Source organism: Azospirillum oleiclasticum (genome assembly GCF_013423485.1).
Classification (GTDB): domain Bacteria; phylum Pseudomonadota; class Alphaproteobacteria; order Azospirillales; family Azospirillaceae; genus Azospirillum; species Azospirillum oleiclasticum.
The window spans coordinates 258435-276893 of the sequence record NZ_JABFFR010000009.1; the positions used below are offsets into that span (position 1 = coordinate 258435).

Annotated in this window: 14 protein-coding genes; 7 read left to right on the plus strand and 7 right to left on the minus strand. The window is 71.3% G+C overall.

Annotation, left to right across the window (positions count from 1 at the left end; all coding sequences use genetic code 11):
• The first annotated feature begins 28 nt into the window (after positions 1–28).
• Together HL658_RS13190 and HL658_RS13195 are read left to right on the plus strand one after the other, a co-directional pair.
• The gene (locus HL658_RS13190) at positions 29–991 is read left to right on the plus strand and encodes a pseudouridine-5'-phosphate glycosidase (protein ID WP_180282428.1); all 963 of its coding nucleotides are present in this window, start codon (positions 29–31) and stop codon (positions 989–991) included.
• Between the two features lie 109 nt (positions 992–1100).
• On the plus strand, positions 1101–1511 hold the full coding sequence (locus tag HL658_RS13195; RefSeq protein ID WP_180282429.1) for a hypothetical protein: 411 nt from the start codon (positions 1101–1103) through the stop codon (positions 1509–1511).
• Between the two features lie 12 nt (positions 1512–1523).
• Here HL658_RS13195 and HL658_RS13200 read toward each other — a convergent pair whose 3' ends face one another.
• The gene (locus tag HL658_RS13200) at positions 1524–2339 is read right to left on the minus strand and encodes a rhomboid family intramembrane serine protease (protein ID WP_180282430.1); all 816 of its coding nucleotides are present in this window, start codon (positions 2337–2339) and stop codon (positions 1524–1526) included.
• Positions 2340–2367: 28 nt separating this feature from the next.
• Entirely contained in the window at positions 2368–2649 is a 282-nt protein-coding gene (locus tag HL658_RS13205; protein WP_180282431.1) for a GNAT family N-acetyltransferase, read from the minus strand.
• A gap of 141 nt (positions 2650–2790) precedes the next feature.
• Between HL658_RS13205 and HL658_RS13210 the strand changes: the two genes are divergently transcribed.
• Positions 2791–5262, plus strand: a complete 2472-nt coding sequence (locus tag HL658_RS13210; RefSeq protein ID WP_180282432.1) for a ligase-associated DNA damage response DEXH box helicase — start codon at positions 2791–2793, stop codon at positions 5260–5262.
• Positions 5263–5475: 213 nt separating this feature from the next.
• On the plus strand, positions 5476–6381 hold the full coding sequence (locus HL658_RS13215; RefSeq protein WP_180282433.1) for an alpha/beta hydrolase: 906 nt from the start codon (positions 5476–5478) through the stop codon (positions 6379–6381).
• Between the two features lie 30 nt (positions 6382–6411).
• On the opposite strand, the gene HL658_RS13220 is transcribed toward HL658_RS13215, so the two are convergent.
• Both HL658_RS13220 and HL658_RS13225 read right to left on the minus strand, forming a co-directional pair.
• Positions 6412–7026 carry a hypothetical protein gene (locus tag HL658_RS13220; protein ID WP_180282434.1) on the minus strand — a complete coding sequence of 205 codons (615 nt, stop codon included), beginning with the start codon at positions 7024–7026 and terminating at the stop codon, positions 6412–6414.
• A 64-nt stretch (positions 7027–7090) separates the two neighbouring features.
• The gene (locus HL658_RS13225; RefSeq protein ID WP_180282435.1) at positions 7091–7660 is read right to left on the minus strand and encodes a chlorite dismutase family protein; all 570 of its coding nucleotides are present in this window, start codon (positions 7658–7660) and stop codon (positions 7091–7093) included.
• A gap of 159 nt (positions 7661–7819) precedes the next feature.
• On the opposite strand from HL658_RS13225, the gene fliG reads away from it, so the two are divergent.
• Both fliG and pdeM read left to right on the plus strand, forming a co-directional pair.
• Entirely contained in the window at positions 7820–8842 is a 1023-nt protein-coding gene (fliG, locus tag HL658_RS13230; protein WP_180282436.1) for a flagellar motor switch protein FliG, read from the plus strand.
• Between the two features lie 64 nt (positions 8843–8906).
• On the plus strand, positions 8907–9614 hold the full coding sequence (pdeM, locus tag HL658_RS13235; RefSeq protein ID WP_180282437.1) for a ligase-associated DNA damage response endonuclease PdeM: 708 nt from the start codon (positions 8907–8909) through the stop codon (positions 9612–9614).
• A 4-nt stretch (positions 9615–9618) separates the two neighbouring features.
• On the opposite strand, the gene bcp is transcribed toward pdeM, so the two are convergent.
• Together bcp and HL658_RS13245 are read right to left on the minus strand one after the other, a co-directional pair.
• Positions 9619–10083 (minus strand): thioredoxin-dependent thiol peroxidase, encoded by a 465-nt coding sequence (gene bcp / locus HL658_RS13240; RefSeq protein ID WP_180282438.1) that lies wholly within the window; start codon positions 10081–10083, stop codon positions 9619–9621.
• Positions 10080–13076 (minus strand): bifunctional [glutamine synthetase] adenylyltransferase/[glutamine synthetase]-adenylyl-L-tyrosine phosphorylase, encoded by a 2997-nt coding sequence (locus HL658_RS13245; RefSeq protein WP_246337548.1) that lies wholly within the window; start codon positions 13074–13076, stop codon positions 10080–10082. Before HL658_RS13245 ends, bcp begins: the two co-directional genes overlap by 4 nt.
• 228 nt (positions 13077–13304) lie before the next feature.
• Here HL658_RS13245 and HL658_RS13250 point away from each other — a divergent pair, with 228 nt between their 5' ends.
• Complete coding sequence (locus tag HL658_RS13250) at positions 13305–16898, plus strand: YhdP family protein (protein ID WP_180282440.1); 3594 nt, start codon at positions 13305–13307, stop codon at positions 16896–16898.
• A gap of 105 nt (positions 16899–17003) precedes the next feature.
• Here the strand turns inward: HL658_RS13250 and tyrS are convergent, their stop codons facing one another.
• Complete coding sequence (gene tyrS / locus HL658_RS13255; RefSeq protein WP_180282441.1) at positions 17004–18254, minus strand: tyrosine--tRNA ligase; 1251 nt, start codon at positions 18252–18254, stop codon at positions 17004–17006.
• Positions 18255–18459: the final 205 nt, after the last annotated feature.

Here is an 18459-nt window from a genome sequence, read left to right on the forward strand (position 1 = left end):
GTGTGCCGCGGCAAGGGGAGCGAGGACCATGCGCGAACATCTGTTCATCCATCCCGAGGTGGCCGACGCGCTGGCCAAGCGCCAGCCGGTCGTCGCGCTGGAATCCACCGTGCTGACCCACGGCATGCCCCACCCCCGCAACGTCGAGACCGCCCGCCGGGTCGAAGCCGCGGTGCGCGAGGGTGGTGCTGTCCCCGCCACCATCGCGGTGCTGGACGGCCGCATCCGCGTCGGGCTGGACGACGACGACCTGCAACGGCTGGGGGAGGTTGGCCGCAAGGCATGGAAGCTCAGCCGCCGCGACCTGCCCGTCGCGCTGGCGCTGGGGGTGGAGGGCTCCACCACCGTGGCCGCCACCATGATCGGGGCGGAGCTGGCCGGCATCCCCATTTTCGCCACCGGCGGCATCGGCGGCGTGCACCGCGGGGCGGAGCTGAGCTTCGACGTTTCCGCCGACCTGGAGGAGCTGGCGCGCAGCTCGGTCTGCGTCGTCACCGCCGGCGCCAAGGCGGTGCTCGACCTGCCCAAGACGCTGGAGGTGCTGGAGACGCGCGGGGTGCCGGTGCTGGGCTTCGGCACCGACCGTTTCCCGGCCTTCTACACCCGCGACAGCGGCCTGCCCGCCCGCCGGGTCGACGGCGCCGAGGAGGTCGCGCGCATCCTGCACGTGAAGTGGCGGCTGGGGCTGGACGGCGGCGTGGTGGTCGCCAACCCGATCCCGGAGGCCGACGCGCTCGACCCGGCGGTGGTCGGGTCGGCCATCGACGAGGCGCTGGAGCAGGCCCGCGCGCACGGCATCGCCGGCGGCGACGTCACCCCCTTCCTGCTGGAGCGGATGGAGGCGTTGACCGGCGGCCGCAGCCTGGAGGCCAACGTCGCGCTGATCATCCACAACGCCCGCGTCGGGTCCGCCATCGCACGGGCGCTGTGTGCGTTGCAGAACAGCAACACGCTTCCACCCAAGGCGCCGCAGCAAAGGCCGAGGTATTGAGACGGTGGCGGGTCCTATCCCTCCGTGGTACGTCTTATTCCCAACGGTGGTTTAAGTCCCCATTAACCTCCGAAAGTCACTCTGACCTCGCCCATCAGCGGAGGTCAATATGCGTTCGACGAGCCCGTCCACCCTGGTTTCCCGGATGATCGCCATGGCCGCCGGGCCCGAGCAGACCCCCGAAAAGGACGAGCGGGGCGCCGCCCGCGTGAAGCGCATCGTCTGGGCTTCCCAGGCCGCCGTCCTGCGCTCCACCCTGCCCTGCCATCTTGTGCACCAGATCGAAGCCGCGGTCGCCGCCGATCTCGACGCGATGGAGCTGCCGGAGATCTTCTTCACCTCCGTGGAAGCGATGGGCCGCGTGGTGACCTGCGATCTCGACGCCGGCGGCACCGCCTCGATCTTCGGGCTGATCGACCCCACCGAGTATGACGATCTGGTCGAGGAAGCCGGCGACGACGCGCTGTTCGGCGTGGATTGGGATGGCGTGTACGTCACCCCCGCCCGCACCCGGCACTGACGTCCGACCGCTCTACGACCCCCGCAGCAGCAGCACCAGCAGCATCACCCAGACGCCGGCGTCGGCCAGCACCGCCATGCGGTCGCCGGCCGGCCCCGGCCGCCAGACCCCGGCCAGCCGGCGCAAAGACGGCAACGCCGGACCGACCGCCGCCCGGTCGAACAGCCGCACCCCCCGGCGCCGCAGCACCAAGGTCAGCAACAGCCCCGCCGCGAAGCCGCCCAGATGCGCCTCCCACGCGATGGCGGAGATCGCCAGTTCCGGCGGCGGCGGGAACAGCGCCAGCGCCGTGTTGACGCCGAGATCGCAGCCGACCGGAACCGCCAGCGGGATCAGCACCGGCGCGCGCACCACAAGCGGCAGGCGCAGCACCGCCCGCGGGTGCAGAAGCAGGAAGGCGCCCATGACGCCGCTGACGGCACCGCTGGCGCCCAGCATCGGCACCGTCGGATCGTCGGTCAGCCACCCCTCCGTCAGCGCCCCCGCCGCCGCCGTCAGCAGGAAGAACAGCAGGAAGCGCGCACCGCCCAGCGCCGCCTCCACCCGCCCGCCGAACAGCCGCAGCACCGCCATGTTGGTCACGAGGTGCAGCGCATCCGCGTGCACGAAGGCGTGGCCGACCAGCCCTCGCCAGCCGTCCGCCACCGGCAGCGGTCCCTCCAGATCGGCCGTGCCGAACAGATAGGCCGGCACGAAGGCGAAGGGCTCCACCGGGATGTCCAGCAGGAACACCACCGCGCAGAGCAACACGAGGGCTGTGGTGACGGGAGCCCCCCGTTCGGGGGCCGGGGGGGCCGGGGGTGCCGGACCGTCACTCGCCTGCCGCACCCGCGCCCCCGGTTCTGTCGCTGCGGCGCTAGCCTACCACATCCGCATACTCGCGATGCCGGCGCATCCACGCGGCGGCGTAGCTGCAGATGGGCACGATGCGCAGACCGTCACGGCGCGCCGTCTCCATGATCGCGCGCATCAGGCGGTCGGCGGCGCCGGTGCCGCGCAGCGACGGCGGCGCCTCGACATGGGGGATGAGGACGGTGTCGCCGTCGCGGCGGTAGTTGGCGAAGACGATGCGGCCGTCCACGTCGTATTCGAAGCGGCTGCGGGCGGCGTTGTCGGTGATCGGCACGGTGTCGGGCATGGATGGGCTGTCCTGGCTGCGGCACGGACCTGCGGGACGTCCTCTTCACTTCGGGTGCGTCCGGCACCCTGTCAACCACACCGTCGCCGCCACGTTCCCGGCATCGCCACCCGCGGGCAGGCTGTCCTATAGTGCGCAGCCATGGACCACCGCGACACCACCCCGTCCCTGCTGCCCCCCAACGTCGCCGGCTGGTTCCGCTCGCGCGGCTGGGCACCGCACGCGCACCAGCTCGCCATGGTGCAGGCGGCGGCCGAGGGCGTCTCGGCGCTGCTGATCGCGCCGACCGGCGGCGGCAAGACGCTGGCCGGGTTCCTGCCCAGCCTGATCGAGCTGTCGGAACGCCCGCGCGAGGGGCTGCACACCCTCTACATCTCGCCGCTCAAGGCGCTGGCGGTGGACATCCAGCGCAACCTGGAGCACCCGGTCGCCGAGATGCGGCTGCCCATCCGCACGGAGACGCGTACGGGCGACACGCCGGAGGCCAAGCGGCGGCGCCAGCGCGCCCACCCCCCGCAGATCCTGATGACCACGCCGGAAAGCCTGGCCCTGCTGCTCTCCTACGCCGACGCCGGCAGCATCTTCGGCACGCTGCGCTGCGTCATCGTGGACGAGCTGCACGCGCTCGCCGGCACCAAGCGCGGCGACCTGCTGGCGCTGGGGCTGGCGCGGCTCGCCCGCCTCGCCCCCGCCGCCCGGCGCGTCGGGCTGTCGGCCACGGTGGCGGAGCCGGACCAGCTCGTGGCGTGGCTGTCGCGCACGGGGACGACAGACGGAGGAGACGTCCGGCTGGTGCAAGGACGCGCCGGGGCGGACCCGGTCATCGACATCCTGACCACGCGCGAGCGGCTGCCCTGGGCCGGCCACATGGCCCTGCACGCCCTGAAGGAGGTGTACGCGCGCATACGGGAGCACCGGACCACCTTGCTCTTCGTCAACACCCGCGCGCAGGCGGAGCTGGTGTTCCAGGCGCTGTGGCGGATCAACGACGAGAATCTGCCGATCGCGTTGCACCACGGCTCGCTGGCGGTCGAACAGCGCCGCAAGGTGGAGGCGGCGATGGCGCGGGGGGACCTGCGGGCGGTGGTCGCCACCTCCTCGCTCGATCTCGGCATCGACTGGGCGGCGGTGGATCTGGTGGTGCAGATCGGCGCTCCCAAGGGGGCCAGCCGGCTCGTGCAGCGCATCGGCCGCGCCAACCACCGTATGGACGAGCCGAGCCGCGCCCTGCTGGTGCCCGCCAACCGCTTCGAGGTGCTGGAGTGCCGGGCGGCGCTGGACGCCGTCCGCGCGCACACGCTGGATGGCGAACGGCCGCGGCCGGGCGGGCTGGACGTGCTGGCCCAGCACATCCTCGGTATGGCCTGCGCCGCCCCCTTCCTCCCGGACGAGCTGTATGACGAGATCGTGTGCGCCGCCCCCTACGCCGGCCTGTCGCGCGACGAGTTCGACGACGTGCTGGATTTCGTGGCGACCGGCGGCTACGCGCTGGGCTCCTACGAGCGGTTCCACCGGCTGAAGACCCGCGAGGATGGACGCATGGCCGCGGCCGGGCCGATGGTGGCGCGCCAGTACCGGCTGAACGTCGGCACCATTGTTCAGGAGGCGATGCTGCGCGTGCGCCTCAACCGCGGCCCGGTGCTGGGCGAGGTGGAGGAGTATTTCATCCAGGGCCTGACCCCCGGCGACAGCTTCGTCTTCGCCGGCCAGCTCCTCAAATTCCTCGGCGTGCGCGAGATGGAGGCGATGGTCGCCAAGGGGGGCGAGGGCGACCCGCAGGTGCCCGCCTACGCCGGCGGGCGCCTGCCGCTGTCCACCCATCTGGCGGAGCGCGTGCGCGCCATCCTGCACGACCCGGACACCTGGCCCGGCCTGCCGGAGGATGTGCAGGAATGGCTGCGGCTGCAGCGCTGGCGCTCCGTCCTGCCGCCGACCGACGGGCTGCTGGTGGAGACCTTCCCCCGCAACGGCAAACGCTTCCTGGTGGTGTACGCCTTCGAGGGGCGCAACGCGCACCAGACGCTGGGCATGCTGCTGACCCGCCGGATGGAGCGGATGGGGGCGGCGCCGCTGGGCTTCGTCGCCACCGACTATGTGCTGGCGGTGTGGAGCCTGCGCACGCCGTCCGACCTCGACGCGCTGTTCGACCGCGACATGCTGGGCGACGATCTGGAGGCGTGGATGGACGAGTCGTCGATGCTCCGCCGCACCTTCCGCAACGTCGCCATCATCGCCGGGGTGATCGACCGCCGCCATCCCGGGCAGGAGAAGACCGGCCGGCAGGTCACCTTCAGCTCCGACCTGATCTACGACGTGCTGCGCAAGCACGACCCCGGCCACATCCTGCTGCGCGCCACCCGCGCCGACGCCGCCGGCGGGCTGACCGACATCCGCCGCCTGTCCGACTTCCTGGCCCGCATCGAGGGCCGCATCCTGCACAAGGACCTCGACCGCATCAGCCCGCTGGCGGTCCCGGTCATCCTGGAGATCGGCCGCGAGCAGGTCTACGGCTCCGCCACCGACGAGCTGCTGGAGCAGGCGACCGCCGAGCTGGTGGCCGAGGCGATGCCGGAGCTGGTGCCGCGGGGGGATGGGCAGGGGCGGTTGCTGTGAGGGGCGGCCTTGCTCCAGCCGGTTCTGGAACCCCTCTTGAGACCGCCGTCAATATTAGTAATAATAATCATTCTCATGATATCGCGATCAACCCTGCATGGGAGCACCGCGAACGATGCCCTTCCCCGTCACACACTCCCGCTGCGCCATACCGCCGACGCGTGCGCGCGACAGCCGAAGCGACGCCCACCGGGTGCTGGTGGAGCGCGCGTGATGGACCATGCATTGCTGCGGCGGCGGACTCTGCTCACCGGGGGCCTGCTGGCTGTGCTTCCACGTCCAACCGCCACCGCCGACGCCGCGGACCGGTCGTCCTCCGAGCGGAGAGTGGAGGTCTTCGACCTGTCCTCCGGCGGGAACGGTGGGGTGTACCGCGTGTTTCTGGTGCACCCCGTGACCCCGCCGCCGCCTTCGGGATTCCCGGTGCTCACGATGCTCGATGGCAACGCCACGGTGCCGCTGGCGCTCAAGGCGCTGCCGCAGGTGCCGGGCGACGCCGCGGTGATCGTCGGGGTCGGCTATCCGGTCGAGGGGCGTTTCGACGTGGAGCGCCGCTATCTCGACCTGACCCCGCCGACCGCGGCGGAGTTCCTTCCGCCGCGGCGGGGGAACCCGATCGTAACCGGCGGGCGCGATGCCTTCCGCTCCTTCCTGGAGACGGAGGTGATGGCGGCCGTCGAGGCGCGGGTGCCGGTCGATCGGCGGCGGCGATGGCTCTATGGCCATTCCCTGGGCGGACTGTTCGTGTTGCACATGCTGTTCCGGCGGAGCGGTGGCTTCCAGGGCTTCATCGCCGCCGACCCGTCGGTCTGGTGGAACGGCCGCTCGATCCTCGACGAGATGGCGGCCTTCATCGCGGGTGGCGACGGCGGCGGCGCGTCCATCCTGATCGAGACCTCCGGCACCCGGCCGCCCCGACCCGGCCAGACCAGCGCCGATGCGGCGCGCATGGAGGCTCTGCGCTCCGGACCCGACGGACGCGATGTGGCGGCGGCCCTGGCGCGGGTGCCCGGTCTCGGCGTTGACGTGCGGCATTTTCCGGAGGAGACGCACGGCTCACTCATCGAGCCGACAGTCGCCGACGCCCTGCGGGTCGCGTTCGGCCGGGCAACGCGGTAGGGGGCTGACCGGCGTTCACGGGAGCGACGCTCAGCTCTTCTTCGCCGGCTTGCTTCCCGCCTTGCCCGGTTCGCAGCGGTAGCCCGCGATGGCGTAGTTCTCCACCACCCGCATTGGGGAGCCGCCGATCGGCATCGGCATGGTGCCGGCGTCGCGGCAGCCCACCGCCGCCCCCTCGAACACCGCGCGCCGGTTCTCCCGCCCGCACCAGTCCGCCGCCGCCGCCGCGGTCTCCTCCAGATCGACGATGATCGGCTGGTACCAGAAATCGATCCCGTTGCGGTCGCTCCGCAGCAGGCGGACACCGGGCAGCGTCGTGCTCTGCGGCTTCTTGAAGTGCTTGGTCAGTTCGTTGAGGACGATCTGCTCGTCCAGCACCGAGCCTGTCTTGTCGAGCCCGATGGCGGCTCCAAAGCCTTTCGCCAGATCCACGGAGAGCTGGTCGAGCGGCGCGCCCATCGACCGCTCCGGGTTGCACACGGCCATCGCCTGTGCCGCCGTCAACGCCACCGGACGCAGCGGCCCGTAGCTGGTCCGGGTCATGCCGGCAAAGAACTGCTTGCGGATGGTTTCGGAATCCCTGCCCATCGTCTGGCACGCGGACAGCGCCAGACAACCGGCGACCACAATCAGGAAACGGATCATGGAGCCCCCGATGATACGAAAACGGGTGTCCTATGCTACCACTTCCCGCGTACGACGGTAAGCCCTATGGGTTGCGCACGGGCACGTCCCAGGTCAGGCGGATATCGACCTCGCGGTCGATGTAGTCCCATTCGGGGGTGGCGCGCAGCCGGGCGACCAGCTCCTCGAAGCGGTCGGACTCCTCCGGTGCGTACTCGAACCAGGTGAGGAAATCGAACGGCTCCCCCAGGTCGCGGCAATGGTGCAGGCGCCGGGCGACGGCCGGCAGATAGTCCAGCCCGATGGCGATGTGGCGCGACTGTGCCTCGAACACCGCACGCCGCTCGTCCTGCGCCAGCGCCCACCACGCCGCGGTCTTGCGGATGGGGATGAGGGCGGCGCGCGTCGCGGCCGGCCGGCCCAGCCCCTCCTGGCGCGCCGTCAGCGCGTCCAGCTCGGCGCGTTCGGTGTAGCGGGTGTTGCTGGTGAAGGAACGGAGGACCCAAGCGGCGCCGGGGCCGGACCCGCCGGCATCGCCGCCTGTGACCGCGAGACGGGGCGCCCAGGGGAGCGAAGCCCCGATCACCGGATCGATGCGGTCGATCCGCCAGGGACCTTCGCCGCCCGCCGCATGGACGATCAATGGAACCGGCATTAGCCACCTCCGCTGCGTTTTCGCACATGCGAAACCTACACGATCGGACGGGGCGCGACGAGGGCCGCCCATTGCCCCAATCTCCTCCCCATGGACGGGGCCGCCGCCTGTGGTAATACTGACGGTACGCGCGCGCATCGTCGGCAGGAGCATTCACCCATGGCGCTCAAGGTTCGCGAGGACTATCGCACCCTCACAGGCCCGGAGAAGGCCGCGATCATGATGCTCGCCCTGGGGGAGGAGCACTCGGCCAAGCTCTTCTCGATGATGGACGACGAGGAGATCAAGGAACTGTCCCAGGTGATGGCGAACCTCGGCACGGTGTCCGCCAACATCATCGAGCGTCTGTTCGTCGAGTTCGCGGAGCAGATGTCGGCCACCGGCTCGCTGGTCGGCACCTTCGACAGCACAGAGCGGCTGCTGCTGAAGACCCTGCCCAAGGACAAGGTCGACGCGATCATGGAGGAAATCCGTGGTCCCGCCGGCCGCACCATGTGGGACAAGCTCGGCAACGTGAACGAGACGGTGCTGGCCAACTATCTGAAGAACGAGTACCCGCAGACCGTCGCCGTCGTGCTGTCCAAGATCCGCTCCGAACACGCCGGCCGGGTGCTGACGCTGCTGCCGGAGAGCTTCGCCATGGAGGTCATCATGCGCATGCTGCGCATGGAGGCCGTGCAGAAGGAGGTGCTGGACGACGTGGAGCGCACGCTGCGCACGGAGTTCATGACCAACCTCGCCCGCACCAGCCGGCGCGACAGCCACGAGCTGCTGGCGGAAATCTTCAACAACCTGGACCGCACCACCGAGCACCGCTTCATGGCGGCGCTGGAGGAACGCAACCGTGACAGCGCCGAACGCATCAAGGCGCTGATGTTCACCTTCGAGGACCTGTCGAAGCTCGACCCGTCCGGCGTGCAGACGCTGATGCGCAACGTCGACAAGGCGAAGATGGGCACCGCGTTGAAGGGTGCCTCGGAAACGCTGAAGGACCTGTTCTTCTCCAACATGTCCGAGCGCGCCGCCAAGATCCTGCGCGAGGACATGGCCGCCATGGGCCCCGTGCGCGTCCGCGAGGTGGACGAGGCGCAGATGTACATGGTCCAGCTCGCCAAGGACCTCGCCGCCCGCGGCGAGATCGTCATCTCCGAGGGCAGCGGCGAGAACGAGCTGATCTATTGAGGAACCGGCGCCCATGGCGGCGGTTCGCGCTGGACATTCCAGGCCGGATCACCGACAAGAACGCATGCCTGATGTTCGTGATACGTTCCAAAACCTGTCCCCCCTCCGCCTGAACGGCGCCGACCTGCTCGCCGACTCGTCCGGGGCGTTGCTGTGGCCCGAACGGCGGGTGATGGTGGTGGCGGATCTGCACCTGGAGAAGGGATCGGGGTTTGCCGCGCGCGGGCGGATGCTGCCGCCCTACGACACGCGGGCAACACTGGAGCGGCTGGGCGAGGCGATGGCGCGGCTGACGCCGGCGACCCTGCTGTGCCTGGGCGACAGCTTCCACGACCGGAAGGCCGAGACGCGCATGGCCCCGGACGACGCGGAGGCGCTGCGCGCGCTCACCGCGTCGGTGGACTGGGTGTGGATCACCGGCAACCATGACCCGGAGCCGCCGCGCGGGCTGGGCGGACGCGCCGCGGCGGAGGTGACGCTGGGACCGCTGGTCTTCCGGCACGAGGCGGTGCCGGGTGCGGTGGGTGAGCTGTCGGGGCACCTGCACCCGGTGGCGACCGTACGCGTGACCAGCGGACGCGTACGCGCCCGCTGCTTCGCGGAGGACGGCAACCGGCTGGTGATGCCGGCCTTCGGCGCCTTCGCCGGCGGGCTGAACGTCATGGACCCCGCCGTGCGTGGCCTGTTCCCCGGCGGCTTCGCTGTGCACATGATCGTCCGCGACCGCGTGCACCGCTTCCCCGCCGGGCGCCTCCAGGCCGGGGCGGCGTAGGACGCTACAGCGCCCTGGCCGCCTTCAGCACCGCCTCCACGTGGCCGGGCACCTTGACCTTGCGCCAGATCTCGCGCACCACGCCCTCGCGGTCGATCAGGAAGGTGGCGCGATCGAGCCCCATGTACTTGCGGCCATACATGGATTTCTCCACCCACACGCCGTACGCCTCGGCGACCCCGGTGTCCTTGTCGGACGCCAGGGTGAAGGGCAGTTCGTACTTGGCCTTGAACTTGTCGTGGCTGGCGACGCTGTCCTTGGACACGCCGATCACCACGGCGTCGATGCCGCCGAAGTCCGGGAACTGGTCGCGGAAGCCGCAGGCCTCCTTGGTGCAGCCGGACGTGTCGTCCTTGGGGTAGAAATACAGGATCACCGGCTTGCCCTTCAGGGCGGACAGCGTGACGCTGCCGCCGCCGTCGGTCGGCATGGTGAAATCCGGGGCGGGGGATCCGGCCTCGACGCTCATGGGACAGGCTTCTCCTCGGCAAGGGGTGCTGGGGTGTTGACGGGTGGCAGCTGTGCTGCCGGCTCATCGACCAGACGGCGGTAATGGTCGTGGGCGCGGGCGGCCAGCGCACGGACTCTGGTGTCGAGAGCGGCGAAGTCAACCGGCGGTGGGTCGTCGGGAAAGGCGGCACGCCCCAGGCCGGGCACCAGCGACGGGGACGCCTGCGCCGGGTCGAGCACGCCGTCCGTCGTCAACCGCAGGAAGCCCTGCACCCGCCGCCATGTCCTCAGCGCCGCCACCAGCTCCTCCGCAACAGCCGCATCCAGCAGGCCGCTGCGCGCGGCGTTGCCGATGGCCGCGGCCGTGTGCACGGACAGGATGTCCGGGTGCGCCGCGCCATGGCGGAGCTGAAGGTACTGCGCCACGAACTCGATGTCGATCAGGCCGCCGCGGGCGTATTTCACGTTCCAGACGTTGGGCGTGCCGAACTCCTTGTCGATGCGGCGGCGCATGTCGGCCACGTCGCGCAGCAGCCGGTCGGGGTCGCGCTCCGCCGTCAGCACGGCCCGCACGGCGGCATCGACGCGGGCCGCCAGAGCCGGGTCGCCGCCGATCACGCGGGCGCGGGTCAGCGCCATGTGCTCCCAGGTCCAGGCGTCCTTGCCCTGATACTTCACGAAGGCTTCCAGCGAGGTGGCGAGCGGCCCGGCGTTGCCGGACGGGCGCAGCCGCATGTCCACCTCGTAGAGCCGCCCGTCGGCCATCGGCGCGGTGATGGCGTTGGTCAGGCGCTGCGTCAGCTTGATGAAATACTCGTTGGGCGCCAGCGCTTTCGGCCCATCGGACTGACGCGAATCGGCGGGCGCGTCGTAGACGACGATCAGGTCGATGTCCGACGTGATGGTGAGCTGCCGGCTGCCCAGCTTGCCCATGGCGACCACCACCCAGGAGCCGCCCGGCACCCGCCCGTGCCGGCGCGCGAACTCCTCCGCCACCCGGTTCGCGAGGTCGGCGACCACCACGTCGGCAAGGTCGGCCAGGAAGGGACCGCTGCGGTCGCCGTCGGTGATGCCGCGCAGGATCTGCGCCCCGGCGCGGAAGCGCTGGTCGTTGGTCCAGGAGCGCGAGAGCGCCAGCGCGTCCTCGAAATCGCGCGCCGCGGCCATGGCGCGGGCGTGCTCCGCCGCGATCGCGTCGCGGCCGGGCAGCGCGTCGAAGAAGTCGGGCGACAGCACGGCGTCCAGCAGCAGCGGGTTGCGCGACAGGGTGAGCGCCAGCTGCGGCGCGGTGCCCATGATCTCCGCCACCAGCGTCAGCAGCCAGGGGTTGGCGTAGAACAGCGAGAACAGCCCCACCCCGGCGGGCAGCTTGCCCAGGAAGGAGTCGACGTTGACCAGCGCCGCGTCCGGCTGTGGCGTGCCGGCGAGCGCCTCCAGCAGCCCCGGCGCCAGCTCGGTCAGCAGCTCGCGCGCGCGGGTCGAACGGGTGGCGCGGTAGCGACCGCGGTGCCAGCCGGACACGATGGCGATCACCCGCGACGGGTCCTGGAAGCCCATGCGGGCCAGCGTCTCCACCGTGCCGGGGTCGTCATCGGTGCCGGTGAAGACGAGGTTGCCGGGACCGGACAGCGGCGGCGCCTCCTCGAACAGTTCGGCGTAGCGGTCCTCCACCCGGCCGAGCCGGGCCAGCAGTGCCGCGCGGAACGCCTCGCCGTCGGGGTAGCCGAGGAAGGTGGCGAGGTGAGCCACCCCCTCGGCCGTCTCCGGGATGCGATGGGTCTGGCGGTCGTCGATCATCTGCACCCGGTGCTCCACCCGGCGCAGGAAGTGGTAGGCCTCGGTCAGCTCCTCCAGCGCCGCGGCGGGCACGCGGCCCGTGTCGGTCAGGGCGCCGATGGCCTTCAGCGTCGGCGCGATGCGCACCCGGGGATCGCGGCCGCCGAAGATGAGCTGCTGGGTCTGGGCGAAGAACTCGATCTCGCGGATGCCGCCGCGCCCGACCTTGATGTCGTGGCCGTTGACCGTGATCTCCCGGTGGCCCTTGTGCGCGTTGATCTGGCGCTTGATGGAGTGGATGTCCTGGATGGCGGCGAAATCCAGGTGCCGGCGCCAGACGAAGGGCTCCAGCGTGCGCAGGAAGGCCGCCCCCGCCTCCGGATCGCCGGCGACGGGGCGCGCCTTGATCATCGCCGCCCGCTCCCAGTTCTGGCCGACGCTGGCGTAATAGACCTCCGCCGCGCTGACCGACACCGCCAGCGGGGTGGCACCAGGGTCCGGGCGCAGGCGCAGGTCGGTGCGGAACACGTAGCCGTCCTTCGTCCGCTCCTCCATAATGCGGACAAGATCGCGGGCCAGACGGATGAAGGTGCGCGCGAGATGGTCCGGCTTCGGCGTGCGCACGACCTCGTCGTCGTACAGCACGATGAGGTCGACGTCGCTTGAGTAGTTGAGTTCGCGCGCACCGAGTTTGCCCATGGCGAGGACGATGAGCCCAGACCCCACCCACGGCCGCTCCGGATCGGGAAGCGTCAGCATCCCGCCGTCCGCCGCCTTGCGCAGCAGATGCGCCGAGGCGAGCCGCAGGGCGGTCTCCGCCAACTCGCTCAGCGCACCGGTCACCCGCTCCAGCGGCCAGGCGCCGGCGATGTCGGCCATGGCGATCAACAGCGCCGCGCGCCGCTTGGCAACGCGCAGTGTGGCCATCAGCGCGTCGGTGTTGCGCTCCCCCGCCCCGTCCCGCTCCACCCCGACCATCAGCGCGGCGAAGGCGGCGTCGTGTCCTTCCTCCACGATGCGGCGGACGGTGGACAGTTCGCGTGTCAGGATCTGCCCGAGGAAGGGGCTGTTGCCGGCGACAGCCTCCAGCAGCGCGCGGCCGTCGGCGTCGTCTACGAAGGCTTCCGCCCAGGCGCCCAATTCCCCGCCCGCCGCCTGCGCCTCCTGGCGCCAGCGCTCCATCCCGCGTTCGGCGAGCCCGGTATCGAAGGGTTTCGGCAGCGCACTGGTCGGCATCTCGGTCTTCCCTGCCCAACAAACGGGCATGACCCTGCACGGGCCGCGCTGTGGGGTCAACGGGGTTGAGCGCGAACGGCCGTCGCGCCCGGCCCCCACCCAAACCCTTCCCCACTCCGCGGGGGAGGGCTTTTTCTCCTCCCCCTGCGAAGTGGGGGGAGGTCGGGAGGGGGGCCCGGCTCCGCAACGCCACACCGCAAGAGGCCCGCGTACGTGATCCGGAAAGGCTTGCGGATCGCTGTCGCTTCCCTGCTCGCCGTGACCGCCGTTCTGGGCGCCGGCGCCGGGTTTTTCGTGTGGCGGCTGGCCCAGGGGCCGATCGCGCTGGACGCGGCGGTGCCGCTGCTGGAACGCGAGATGGCGCCGCCCGACGGGCGTTTCCGCGTCGATATCGACGGGCTGGTGCTGGCCTGGGTGGACGACGACGAACGCGGCAGCCGCATCGACCTGCGGGCGCTGCGGGTGCGGGCGCTGAACGCCGAGGGCGCCACGCTGGCCGAGGTGCCGGAGATGGGCGTCGGCTTCTCCGTCCCGGCGCTGCTGACGGCCCATCTGCGCCCAACGCGGATGGAGCTGATCCATCCCCGCGTCACCATCCTGCGCGACCAGGGCGACCACTACGGTTTCGACCTCGCCACGCCGGACAGCCCCGCCGCCGCGGACGCGGACCAGGATGAAAGCGGCACACCGGTCGCGGCGGATCTGTTGGCGGCGCTGCGCCAACCGCCCGACGTCGCCGAGCCGCTGGGGCTGCTGCGCACGGTCACCATCACCGGGGCGGAGCTGCGGCTGGTGGACCGGGTGTCCGGCGTGACGTGGCGCGCCTCCCGCGCCGACATCACGCTGGCGCGGGGGGCGGCCGGCATCGTCGGCAGCGGCCGGCTGGCGCTCGACCTCGGCGACCGCGAGGCGCCGGTGGAGGCCACCCTGCACCATTGGACGGGCGACGGCAGCACCAGCCTGTCGCTCGGCGTCGCCAACCTGGAGCCGGCGTCGCTCGCCCGGCTGATCCCCGACGCCGCCCCGCTGGCGGCGCTCCGGGCGCCGGTGGACGGGCGGCTGGACCTGACGCTCGACGCCGCCTTCCACCCGACGCGGGCCGCCGCCGATCTGTCGGTCGGGTCGGGCCAGGCGGTGCTGCCGGCGCTCCGACCCGCACCCTTCGCGGTGGCCGGGGCGACGCTGCGCGCCAGCGCCGACATTGCCGCGCGCACGGTGAGCGTGGAGGGGTTCTCGCTGGCGCTGGACGAGGCCGGAGGCCGGCTGGCGCTCACCGGCAACGCCGAACTGACCGGGGCGCCCGGTGCACGCGGCGGACGGGCCGAGCTGGCGGTGGAGACCGGCGGGCGCACGGCGCGGCTGGGCCTCGAGGCGGCGCCGATCGGCGACGGCGGCTCGCGGGTCGTTGCCACTCTGGACGGGCTGGAGCCGGCGCTGTTCGCGAAGCTCGCGCCGGCGCTGGAGCCGCTGGCGGCGGCGGCGCTGCCGGTGGGCGGCCGGGCGGAGCTGACGCTGGACCGCGGCTTTGCGCCCCTGGCCGGCTCGGCGGATCTGCGCGGCGGCGCCGGCCGGCTGGTGCTTCCCGACCTGTTCCCGGAGCCGCTGGCCGTGTCCGGCGTGGCGCTGCGCGGCAGCGCCGACCGGGCCGCCGGGCAGTACCGGCTGGAGCGGGCGGCGCTGGAGCTCGGCGGGCCGGTGATCGAGCTGTCGGGCAACGGGCGCACCCACGACGGCCGGCTGGAGCTGGACAGCCTGCTGCGGCTGCTCGCCGTGCCCTTCGACGATCTTCCGCGCTACTGGCCGGCCAAGCTCAAGCCGATCGTGCGGACCTGGATCACCGAGAACCTGTCGCGCGGTGTGGTGCAGGAGGCGCGGCTGGAACTGGCCGGGACGGCACCGCTGTCCGACCCCGCCGCCTTCGACCCCACCCATGTCCACGCCACCATCTCGGCCACCGACACCACCCTGCGCTACTTCAAGCCGCTGCCGCCGGCGACCGGCATCGAGCGGGTGGAGGCTGTGAGCGATGGCCAGACCTTCTGGGTGCGCACCCATGGCGGCCGTATAGAGGATGTGGAGGCCGGCGAGGGCCATGTGACCATCGTCAATCTCGGCTCCGTGCGCGAGGACATCGACATCCGCATCCCCGTGCGCGGCCCGGTCAACACGGTGATGGGCATCATCGACCTGCCGCCGCTGGGCTATCCCACCCGTTTCGACCTGGACCCCAAACGCACCCGCGGCACGGTGGAGGCCGACCTGCGCTTCGCCTTCCCGCTGTTCGAGGATCTGAAGGTCGAGGACATCGACGTGGGCGTGGAGGCGCGGCTGAAGGGTGCGGCGGCCGAGAATGTGGCGCTGGGCCAGCCGGTGACCGACGGTGAGCTCGGCCTGTCGCTGACCACCAAGGGCATGACGGTCAAGGGCAAGGCGAAGTTCGCCGGGGTTCCGATCACCGTCGATTGGCGCGAGCAGTTCGAGGACGTGATCAAGGGTCCGCGCACCCGCATCGCCATCAAGGGGGACGCCGACCTCGCCGAGCTGAAGCGCCATGGGATCGACACCGCACCCTGGGCGCAGGGCATGGTGGGCGCGGACATGACCTACACCGTGGACGCCCAGAAGCGCGCCACCTTGGCCGGTGTCCTCGACCTCGCGAAGACCCGCCTGACCGCCACCGAGCTGGGTTGGGAAAAGCCGCCGGGCACCGCGGCCGAGGGGCATTTCACCCTGGAGATCCCCAAGGGCAGGCCGCCGCGCCTGTCCAGCGTCCGGCTCGACGGCGGCGGCATGAAGGCGTCGGCGGCCGTGGAGTTCGGCGCCGACGGCCGGCTGGCCGCCGTGCGCAACGCCCGCATCGCCACCGGCCGCACCGATCTGGTGGCCGAGCTGGAGCAGGCAGGCGGCCGCTACACCGCCACGCTGAAGGGCACCGGCTTCGACGCCCGCGGCCTGATGAAGAGTGATGGGAAGGACGGCAAGGACGACAAGCCGCTGCCGCCCATCGACCTGACGGCGACGCTCGACCGCGTGGTGTTCGGCGACGACCGGGTGCTCGACCGCGTGAAAGCCAAGGCGGTGCGCAACCCCACCGCTTGGACGCGGATCGAGCTGGACGCCGCGGTGCCGCCCGCCGGAAAGCGGCTGGTGCTACGCTTCCTGCCCACCGGGACCGACCAGTCGCTGCTGGCCGAGACCGACGACCTCGGCGGGGCGCTGCGGGCGCTCGACCTCACCGACCGGCTGCGCGGCGGGAAGATGCGCGTGACCGGCACCACCTCGGGCCCTGGCCACCGGGCGCCCCTCACCGGCCGCATCGAAGTGACCGACTACACGCTGGTCGATGCCCCGGCGCTCGCCCGCATCCTGAACAGCATGTCGGTGGGCGGGGTGGCGGAGCTGCTCGGCGGCGGCCAGGGCATCACCTTCGGCCGCCTGCAGGGCGAGTTCCGCCGCCAGGGCGACGTTGTGGCGTTGAAGGACGTGCGGACCTCCGGCAACGCGCTGGGTCTGACGCTGGAGGGCGACGTGAACGTGGAGAAGGAGATGGCGGCGCTGCGCGGCACCATCGTGCCCGTCTACGGCATCAACCGCATCATCGGCCAGATCCCGGTGCTCGGCGATTGGCTCAGCGGCGGCAGCGGCCAGGGCATCTTCGCCGCCACCTGGCACGCCAGCGGCCCCTTCGAGAACCTTGACGTCTCGGTCAACCCGCTGGCCGTGCTCGCCCCCGGCTTCCTGCGCAACCTCTTCTTCCTCGGCGACGGCAGCCCCGCCCCGCCGCCCAAAGACGAGGTGCCATGGCACCAGCGGGCGAATTAGGGGTCTGGTCGGGGGCGTGCCTGAGTTGGGGACCCCTCCCGACCTCCCCCCACGTCGCGGGGGAGGGTTTGGGTGGGGGCGCCGTGCGGCGACGCTCCCGGCCCGTCACACCGCCTTCACCAGCGCGTGCCGCTTCTTGCCGGCCGACAGCTTGATCACCCCGTCCACCACGTCGGCCGACGTGGCCTTCGCCGCCTCGTCGGTGACGGGCTGGTCGTTGAGGCGGGCGCCGCCGCCCTTGATCAGGCGGCGCGCCTCGCCCTTGGACGGGGCCATGCCGGCGGCGACGAGAAGGTCCACCACCGCCATGCCGGCGGCGAGGTCGGCACCGGCGATCTCCACGGTCGGCAGCCCCTCGGCCGCGGCGCCCTGCTCGAAGGTGCGGCGCGCGGTCTCGGCGGCGGCCTCCGCGGCTGCGGCCCCGTGCGCGAGCGTGGTGACGGCGTTGGCGAGGATCTTCTTGGCCTCGTTGATCTCCGCCCCCGGAAGGCTTTCCAGCCGGCGCACCTCGTCCAGCGGCAGTTCGGTGTAGAGGCGCAGGAAGCGGCCGACGTCGGCATCCTCGGTGTTGCGCCAGTACTGCCAGAACTCGTAGGCCGGCAGCTTGTCGTCGGTCAGCCACACCGCCCCCGCCGCCGTCTTGCCCATCTTGGCGCCGGACGCGGTGGTGAGCAGCGGCGTGGTCAGCCCGTACAGCTCGGCCTGATCGGTTCGGCGGCCCAGCTCGACCCCGTTGACGATGTTGCCCCACTGGTCGGAGCCGCCCATCTGCAGCACGCAGCGGTGGCGCCGGTACAGCTCGGTGAAGTCGTAGGCCTGGAGGATCATGTAGTTGAATTCCAGGAAGGTCAGCGGCTGCTCACGGTCCAGCCGCAGGCGGACCGAATCGAAGGTCAGCATGCGGTTGATGGTGAAGTGCGGGCCGATGGTGCGCAGCATGTCGATGTAGCCGAGCTTGTCCAGCCAGTCGGCGTTGTTGACCATCACCGCGTCGGTCGGCCCGTCGCCGAAGCTCAGGTAACGGCCGAAGATGCGCTTGATGCCGGCCATGTTCTCCTCGATCCGCTCGGGCGTGAGGAGCTGGCGCTGCTCGTCCTTGCCCGACGGATCGCCGATCTTGGTGGTGCCGCCGCCCATCAGCACGATCGGCTTGTGACCGGTCTTCTGCAGCCAGCGCAGCATCATGATGGGCAGCAGGCTGCCCACATGCAGGCTGGTGGCCGTGCAGTCGAAGCCGATATAGGCCGTGACCGGACCCTTCAGGCACAGCGCGTCGAGACCGGCGAGGTCGGTGCACTGGTGAATGAAGCCGCGCTCCTGAAGGGTGCGCAGGAAGTCCGAGGTCGGCGTGCTCATGGTTGTTGATCCAAACTGTGGTGATGCGGGTCCGCCACGCGGGCGACCCCGGTCTGATAGCATGGTCTGTTAGCATGGACCCGGACCCGCGGACAATCGGGCGCCGCGGAGCGTGACCCTTTGAGACCGGCGGCCGGCGGGGGCGTTCCGTTGACGGGATCCCCGTCCGAACGGTATAGCCTAGCCCGGCCGGGGCAATCCGCCC

Excerpts from the sequence above, each read along its gene's own strand:
- tyrS (WP_180282441.1), bottom strand. The coding sequence starts at position 18,254 with ATGAGCACGCCGACCTCGGACTTCCTGCGCACCCTTCAGGAGCGCGGC.
- HL658_RS13220 (WP_180282434.1), bottom strand. The coding sequence starts at position 7,026 with ATGATCCGTTTCCTGATTGTGGTCGCCGGTTGTCTGGCGCTGTCCGCG.
- fliG (WP_180282436.1), top strand. The coding sequence starts at position 7,820 with ATGGCGCTCAAGGTTCGCGAGGACTATCGCACCCTCACAGGCCCGGAG.
- HL658_RS13190 (WP_180282428.1), top strand. The coding sequence starts at position 29 with ATGCGCGAACATCTGTTCATCCATCCCGAGGTGGCCGACGCGCTGGCC.
- bcp (WP_180282438.1), bottom strand. The coding sequence starts at position 10,083 with ATGAGCGTCGAGGCCGGATCCCCCGCCCCGGATTTCACCATGCCGACC.
- HL658_RS13215 (WP_180282433.1), top strand. The coding sequence starts at position 5,476 with ATGGACCATGCATTGCTGCGGCGGCGGACTCTGCTCACCGGGGGCCTG.
- HL658_RS13210 (WP_180282432.1), top strand. The coding sequence starts at position 2,791 with ATGGACCACCGCGACACCACCCCGTCCCTGCTGCCCCCCAACGTCGCC.
- HL658_RS13245 (WP_246337548.1), bottom strand. The coding sequence starts at position 13,076 with ATGCCGACCAGTGCGCTGCCGAAACCCTTCGATACCGGGCTCGCCGAA.
- HL658_RS13205 (WP_180282431.1), bottom strand. The coding sequence starts at position 2,649 with ATGCCCGACACCGTGCCGATCACCGACAACGCCGCCCGCAGCCGCTTC.
- HL658_RS13195 (WP_180282429.1), top strand. The coding sequence starts at position 1,101 with ATGCGTTCGACGAGCCCGTCCACCCTGGTTTCCCGGATGATCGCCATG.
- HL658_RS13225 (WP_180282435.1), bottom strand. The coding sequence starts at position 7,660 with ATGCCGGTTCCATTGATCGTCCATGCGGCGGGCGGCGAAGGTCCCTGG.
- pdeM (WP_180282437.1), top strand. The coding sequence starts at position 8,907 with ATGCCTGATGTTCGTGATACGTTCCAAAACCTGTCCCCCCTCCGCCTG.